Below are 7,894 nucleotides of genomic sequence, written 5' to 3' on the forward strand. Positions count from 1 at the left end.
ACCCCGGCGATGGCCATGGGCTTAACCGACCAAATTTGGAATGCGGGTGACCTACTGCGTTGTGTGCTCTACCCCTGAACTTCAGAGGGGTGAGATAATCTCACCTTTCTACCCATCTTGCCGTTAACCTGTTAACTCAAGAGAAGTCTGCCAAAGGTGGCACAAAGGCTAAACGACTTAAGGCAGGGTGGGATGAGCATTATCTCACCAAGATTCTGGCTCAAATTCCTACCCCCTCTCGCAAATTGTAAAGAAAGGTATGCGTTTGCCCTACCCAGTTCTGACAGTTTCGTATGCCCCTGTAAGATCTTTTAGGTCTTTTCCGTTCCGATATCCCACAAGCAAACCGCATTGTCAAAACTGCTGCTGGCTAGGAGCTGTGGATGATTGAAGGTCAGGGAACGAAGTGCAAGCGATGGCCCTACCTGTTTTGTCAGTTCTTTTCAATCGCGCCCAATTGTTTTAACACGGCTTTCTGTCCGCTGCTTAAACCTGTCACTCCCTGGATGTTCATGCCTTCATAGATTCGATCGCTCTTCAAAACTTGAAGGCACTCACCCGTTTCTACATCCCAGAGGCGAATCGTTTCATCGAAGCTGCCACTGGCAAGAAGCGATCGTCCGGTGACATCACACCCGAACGCAACTGAAAAGATGATACCTGTATGACCTTGTAAAACGTTCAAGCATTTTCCAGAATCCAGATCCCAGAGGCGAATCGTATGGTCAGCGCTACCACTAGCGAGAATCTGCGGGCGATGGGATGAAGGGGGAGAAGGGGGACGAAGGGCGAGCGATCGCACTAGTGCCGCATGCCCTTTCAGGCTTTGCAGACATTCACCTGTGGCAATGTCCAGTTGCTTAATGTTATTGTCACTGCCGATGCCAAGCAGCGTTTTTCCATCGGCACAAAACTCCACTTCGAACCCCAATAAATCGTGCTGATCGAAAACCTGCATACAGGTGCCTGTTTCTACCTGCCACAGCCGCACAATGCCATTCTTCGCGATACTGGCTAGCCAGCGCCCATCGGGGCTAAAGGTAACATGCCACACTGGAAAGTCATGTCCAACCAGCGTGTGCAGATGAGTTCCGGTATGCAGATCCCAGAGTTTAACCGTAGCATCATTGCTGGTACTGGCCAGAACCTGTCCATCGGAACTGAGGGCTGTACCAAATATACAATTGGTGTGACAATGCAGTGTCTTGATGCACTGTTGGGTTTGGACATCCCAAACCTTAATTGTGCCGTCGGAACTTCCGCTGATAAAGGTTTTGCTATCGCTGCTAAAAGTCACATCCCAAACCCAGTGAGTATGCTCGTTAAAGGTTTTGAGGCAGGTGCCCGTTAGAGGGTTCCAGAGCCTAACGAGTAAATCTGTGGCGCTGCCGCTGATAATGTGTTGACCGTCGGGGCTAAATGCAACAGACAAGACGCGACTAAGGTGTCCCTGCCAGGTTTTCAAAGCCTGTCCAGTGGTGACATCCCACACTTTCTGTACACTATCGGCACTACTACTCAATAGGGTTTTGCCATCAGGGCTGAAGGCGATCGCAGTTACGCAGGCTTGATGTCCCAGCAATGTGCGGATCGGCTGCTCGGTTTGCAGATCCCATAGGCGAATGGTTCGATCTTGTCCAGCAGTCGCTAACAGCAAACCATCCGGACTAAAGGAGACTGACCAAACGAGGTCTGTATGTCCCTCAAAGCAGATGGATTCTCCGGTTGCCAAATGCCATAGTCTCACGGTCTTATCCCAACTGGCACTGGCAACCCACTGACCATTTGGGCTAAAGGAGACTGACAACACAGTGTGGTGATGTCCTTCAAATTGACGCATTTCACTGAAGGTTGATAGATCCCAGAGCCGTACGGCACAATCGTCACTCCCACTCACCAACTGTTTGCCATCGGGGCTGAAGGCAACCGAGTGGACAATGTCAGAATGCCCTTCTAGGAATGTCAAGCAAGTTCCCATCTCGACATCCCATAGTTCCAACAATCCCTCTTCTTCACCGATCACCAGCCGTTTGCCATCCGGGCTAAACTGCACCGCCCAGCTCGTCTTGGCAATTTGAAACGGCTCACGCAACAGCTTTCCTGTTTGCACATCCCAAAGTTTGATCAGAGAATCGTGAGGACTGCCGCTGGCAAGCATTTGACCGTCAGGGCTAAACGATAATCCCCAAGTAAACTCCTCGTGCGCCTGCCAACTCAGCTTCGGTTGCCCAGAAGCCGTATCCCAGAGGTGAATTCTACCGTCTGAATCGCAGCTTACCATCAAACGACCATCGGGACTAAAGGCAACATTGACTAAACTACTGAGGGTTTGAGCAAAGGCAGACCCGGTGAAATCACACTCAGTGAAATTAACCTGATGCAGTGGAGTTTCCGGGAGATACGCCTGCCAGATGGGTAGATGAGAAAAATCCCATCCATTCAGATCAATTTGGAGGTAGTTGAGCAAACTCAGCAGATTGGCTCCTGCATACCCTGGATAAACTTCAGGAGTGTTTTTTAGTTGTTGCAACTGCTGCTGGAGGTGTTGGCTGAGGGCAGCGGTGGAACCAAATGCGCTGCTTAACTGAGTCGCGATCGGTTCCAGAATTAACCGAATTTGGCTCTCGCGAATATAGTCGCTGGCACTGGCTTTGGTGAGAGCATAGTGCCTCAGCAGGTTAAACGGCTGTTCCCCTTTGAGTTCAGCAACAACAGTTTCAATGATATGTTCTGTAACATATTCCATCACCGCTGGCTGCTGGGTAAAACTGGAGGGAATGCGTTTAGCTTCACCGTTCTGCCTTGCATCACCGTTTTGTAAAATCTTCCGTTCAATCTGCGCTTGTGCAGCCGCTTCTATCAGACATCGCCGCCCTAACTTTTCCAATACCTCCAGCAACCGCGCTTTAGACACCGTAGGAATAATGTCGGCATGAAGCTGATCAATCGTCGTCCCTTCCCTGTTGATCGCTAACCAATTCATCACTTGCTGTTCCAACACTGATAGACGTTCGATTTGCTCATCTAGCAAACGACGCAGCCCGTTAAAAACAATCGTCCCCTGCTCTAAAAATTCTGCAATATCGCCATCAAACAGGTCACGAATCGATGTAGCGACAATCTTCAACGCCAAAGGATTACCCCGGTAATGTTCGATCAGGTTGTCGCGATCGCCAGCACTTCCCATTAACCCTTTGGCTGCTAGAATGCTGTTACTGTCTGTTGTAGTTAATCCAGCCAGTTGCAGCGATCGCACTGGCAGCGCATCACCTTCCAGAGTTGCAACTTCTGAAGGCTTTTCTCGACTGGTCAATAGCAAACAACTTTGATGTTCCGTTGCACCCACGCGCTGAAACAGTTCTCCATACGCTTCATAACCAGATCGATAACTGCCTACAACTTGTCCACTCTGAAGAATGGACTCCACATTGTCTAACACCAGGAGGCAGCGATTTTGCTTCAGGTACTGGATTAATCGGGTGATTTTTGCGGAAGTACCTTTCGGTAAGTCAATGTCTTGTTGGCGAGAGAGAAGTGGAATCAGGTCTTCGAGTAGATCGTCTAGGGGTAGGGCATCACGCAACGATCGCCAGATGACGAATTCAAAAAGGGAATTGGGTTTTGCAGATAATCGATCGCTTTCCTCAAACTGACTACTAGCAATGTTTTGAGCCAGTTTGATCGATACAGAGGTTTTTCCAATGCCTCCCATGCCTAATAAACAAATCAAACGGCAGTGTGAAGTTTGCGGCACGCCGGAAAGACTTTGCTTCCCAGAAGAAAATTCGCCCTTAATCCATTGATACAAAAGCTCTAGTTCCGGTTGACGACCATAGAAGGTGGAAACATCCGTGGCTTCGCCCCAATCAACACAGGGAGAAGTGGTGTCTGCTCTATGCTCACTGCTGCGTTTTTCAGATGCCTTATTTTTCGGTTCTCTGACTCCTTCTTGAGCCGCACCGTTTGCTTGCTGGTAATGATGCTCTAACGAAGTACGAAAGTTGGTCTTGTTAACCTCTTCACCTAAAGCATCAGAAATTAATTGCCAGAGTTTGGGACCGACATATCGCTTCAAATAACTGGCGGCATAGCTAGCATTGCTGGCAATTTCTTCGTAAGTTTTTCCCTGCCAGGAGCCTTTTAGAATTGCAACTTCTATCGGGCTTAAGCGTCGCCCTGTTTTTACCAGAACGACTTCGTTGACAACCTCAAGCCCTTTCTCAACATCCATCAACTAGCCCTTCTCCTAGGTCCACTGATTAGCACAACTCAACTGATTGGTATAACTCAACAGCAAGCCGCTTCTGAAAAGCTAGCAAATTCTAGAGAAAAATTTTACATAGCGCAAGCTTTTGACAACATTCTTGATTGAGTAACTTATGAACTTTATCTATTGACAGTTCATCCACTTCTCCCTATGAAACGCATCGAAATGGTAGCAGAGACATAGAGGATGTTCATATCCTTCATATCTCTCATACGATTGGGTGAAGGGAGTTCAATACGCAAAGAACTAAAGTCTAAACATCGAAGTTGAACAGCGCAGTGTCAGATTTTTGGATAAAGCTTAGTCAATACAAGGCTGATTCTAAGAACATCTCACAAACGTTTCTAGAGAAACTTCAAACACACTCAAACACACTACTTTTAGGAAAACTAAAATGGCACCTTTTAGAGGTACTGATGGTTCGGATTCATACGCAGGCGGTAGCGGTGCAGATATCATTTCTGGGCTACTAGGAAATGACATACTTATCGGTATGGGCGGCGATGACACGATTACGGCTGGACCAGAATATAAGCTCATTCCAAATACGACAGATGACGATTTTATTGTCGGCGATGATGATGGTGGAGCTGGTAATGACACGATCTATGCTGGTTTTGGTAACGATCGCATTTTTGGTGACAATCAGCAAAGTACTGCTGGTGGTAATGATCTCATCTATGCTGATGCAGGCAAAGACGAAGTCTACGGTGGCAGTGGTAACGATCGCATCTTCGGAGGTGCGGATGACGATATGATTTACGGTGACTTATCACAGAATGACTTTGGGCACGACTACATCGATGGTGGTTCAGGAAATGACCTTATGATTGGCGGTTTAGGCGACGATATTTACCTTGTTGATAGTAGTGGCGACGTTGTACGTGAATTCGCCTCACAAGGAACGGATACCGTATTCGCCTCTATTAACTACACCCTGCCTGAAAACGTCGAGAGTCTGATCTACAACGGAGAGACTTCCTTTATTGGCACGGGTAATAGCTTAGATAATTACCTTCAAGGCAAGGCGGGTGACGATCACCTTTCGGGTCAGAGTGGTAATGACATCTTTTACGGTGGAGCGGGTAGCGATGCCATTTTTGGTGGAACAGGGCGTGATATTGCCTCCTATAGCGGATCCTACACCGGATATACCGCCTCTTTTAGCATTACTGGGGCGGTTCGCGTCACGAGTAGCGAAGGGACTGATCTGCTCACTGGAATTGAGCGCATCGAGTTCGGGAGTGGTGGATTCTATAACGTTCGCGTTGGTAATGACGGGAATGAGCGCCTCACTGCCGATCCCAATGTCTGGTCTCTCCTATTCGGAGGTGGTGGCAATGACACCCTTACTGGAGGTAATGGTAACGACACCCTCGCTGGCAGCAGTGGCAACGATGTGCTGATTGGCGGAAACGGCAATGATATTCTCACAGGTGGTGTAGGCACAGACAAATTCAGATTCAACGTTAAATCTGAAGGTATTGACCTGATCAAAGACTTCAATCGCGGCGAAGGCGACAAGATTGAAATTGTTAAATCGAGTTTTGGCGTGTCTTCTCTGAGCCAATTTAGCTACAACAGCACGACGGGTGCCCTGTCATTTGGGTCTACTCAGTTTGCAACGCTGGAGAACAAGCCTGCTGGCTTCTCCATTCAAACTGATATTGTGCTGGTGTAACCATGCGTTGAGTTTTGTTCCTTAGTGTCTGGTTGTTTTAGAAGCGATCGCTTTATCTGCAACAAAGGCACTGGAGTAGTATACTTCAACGCTGACGGCATCGGAGGGGCATCTGAGATTCAGATTGCCAAAATATCGACTGGCTTAGCGATGACAAACAAAGATTTCTTTGTAGTAGGCTAGCCTCTCACGAACAGTTTGGTGGGGAAGCGGCATCCCCAACTGACTACCCACCATCCTGAATCCAGAGAAGTTTTACAATCGCGACGAACTCAAACGCTCAAACATTTGATTCAACATTTCACAATTACTGATGAAGTTCGTGAGCAATTTGCAGAGATAGTCTAAACACATTACAGAATTACCAGGAGACAAGATGATGTCGGAACTACAAACTACTGTAACGATGCAGCAGAACGACGTGGATTGGTCATCTTTGGCAAAATTTTTAGGACAAAAGTTTGCAGCTAGAGATACAGAAGCAGATGAGCTTGATGTATTTGTTGGTGATAACATTGCTCGATTGAAAACATCTAGATCGATTGCAGCAGGTGTGCCGATCGAACTTGGCGGTGGCGGAGCCAGCTATACCGATATGTGTGCGGTGTTACGGGTCTTAAGGATACTTACAAAAATAAGTTGAGTAACTAAGCAGTCTTGAGCGGCACAAATCGGTAGTTCCATTCTCCATGAAAGCGACACCGCTCGATGGCAATTGCATTGAACTGTTCATCCGTCGCTTGAACTCCCGTGGGATAAAGATTGTTATGCAATTGCGTCCGAACTTCTAAGCCTGTTTGAGTTGTGGTGTTGCTAATTAAGTTGATGACAGTTTCCAAACTGGTTAACGGCTGCCCTCGCCAGTTCGTTGTGATGTGGCAAAACAAGCGATGTCCAATCTTGTTCCACTTGCTGGTACCGGGTGGAGAATGACAGACATGTAACGTCAAACCCGTTTCATCCGCCAACTCTTGCAACTTCAACTTCCACAATCGATTGCGACAGCCATTACTTCCACCACAATCCGCCGTAATCAACAGATGCCGACTGCGGTCATACTGGAGTTGTCCAAGGTGCTGCCACCAACGTCGAATCGATTCAACCGCAAATTCTGCGGTGTCATGGTCAATGCCAACATTCACCCATCCCTGGTTCTGAGTCAAGTCATAAATGCCATAGGGAATCGCTTTACCCTCACCTTGACTCGGAAAATCATGAGTCTTGACAGGAATGGGTTTCCCTTGGGGTTGCCATTCTTGTCCACCATTTTTGAATTGACCCACGTTCTCCTTCTTCTTGGTATCAATCGAGATCACGGGTCGATGCCGACGTTGAAATGCTTCCACTTGTTGGGCAATGTGGTGAAACTGCCTATCGCGGTCCCGATGTTGCTTGCCTTCTTGGGTCTTGCGATTACTCTGCAAACTGTAACCCATCTCCACCAACAGCGTGTACATTGTCATGGCACAAACGCTATACCCTTGTGCTTGCAAAGCATCTGCCAGTTGATTGACGCTCTTGCATGTCCAGCGCAACGGACATTCGGGTTCTCCCCGACTGGCGAGTTCGACTAAACGGTCCAGCGCTTCTAAAATCAGAGGTTCTCGCTCTTCGACTCGTTTGCGTCCATCGCCAACTTGGCGAATTCGTTCAGGGGCAGGCAACGGTGTGGACTCCCCTCTCAATTCTTTCAATCCGGCACGAATGGTATTCTGGCTTCATCCAGTTGCCCGTTGGAGAGCAAGAATGCCACCGTACCCCAAAGCCTCTGCTTCTGTGGCAGCCCATAAGCGACGGCTACGTTCATTCAAGAACGGTTTGAGGTGTTGATACCAGCCCTCTAAAGGTCATTTGAGAGCTTCTTAATATTTTCTATCATCCCTGTTATCACTGGCTTTCAGGCTTCTATTCTAAAAGCTGAACGTTTAACACCCACGTTTGAGCCA

3 protein-coding genes and 1 pseudogene are annotated in these 7,894 nt (G+C 47.9%); 2 read left to right on the forward strand and 2 right to left on the reverse strand.

The genetic code is table 11. The features are described from left to right. Positions 1-433 precede the first annotated feature (433 nt). Complete coding sequence (locus NDI52_RS34300; protein WP_190769818.1) at positions 434-4,231, reverse strand: NB-ARC domain-containing protein; 3,798 nt, start codon at positions 4,229-4,231, stop codon at positions 434-436. A gap of 430 nt (positions 4,232-4,661) precedes the next feature. On the opposite strand from NDI52_RS34300, the gene NDI52_RS34305 reads away from it, so the two are divergent. Both NDI52_RS34305 and NDI52_RS34310 read left to right on the forward strand, forming a co-directional pair. Then, complete coding sequence (locus NDI52_RS34305; RefSeq protein ID WP_190769819.1) at positions 4,662-5,948, forward strand: calcium-binding protein; 1,287 nt, start codon at positions 4,662-4,664, stop codon at positions 5,946-5,948. 376 nt (positions 5,949-6,324) lie between these two features. Beyond that, a complete protein-coding gene (locus NDI52_RS34310) occupies positions 6,325-6,591 on the forward strand; it encodes a hypothetical protein (RefSeq protein WP_190769820.1) in 267 nt (88 codons plus the stop codon). 4 nt (positions 6,592-6,595) lie between these two features. Here the strand turns inward: NDI52_RS34310 and NDI52_RS34315 are convergent. Beyond that, positions 6,596-7,759, reverse strand: a pseudogene (locus tag NDI52_RS34315) (ISAzo13 family transposase). Positions 7,760-7,894 lie beyond the last annotated feature (135 nt).

This window comes from Leptolyngbya sp. PL-A3 (genome assembly GCF_039962325.1).
Classification (GTDB): Bacteria; Cyanobacteriota; Cyanobacteriia; order Elainellales; family Elainellaceae; genus Vacuolonema.

Coding starts and splice junctions, on each gene's coding strand:
- NDI52_RS34310 (WP_190769820.1), top strand. CDS start 6,325: ATGATGTCGGAACTACAAACTACTGTAACGATGCAGCAGAACGACGTG.
- NDI52_RS34305 (WP_190769819.1), top strand. CDS start 4,662: ATGGCACCTTTTAGAGGTACTGATGGTTCGGATTCATACGCAGGCGGT.
- NDI52_RS34300 (WP_190769818.1), bottom strand. CDS start 4,231: ATGGATGTTGAGAAAGGGCTTGAGGTTGTCAACGAAGTCGTTCTGGTA.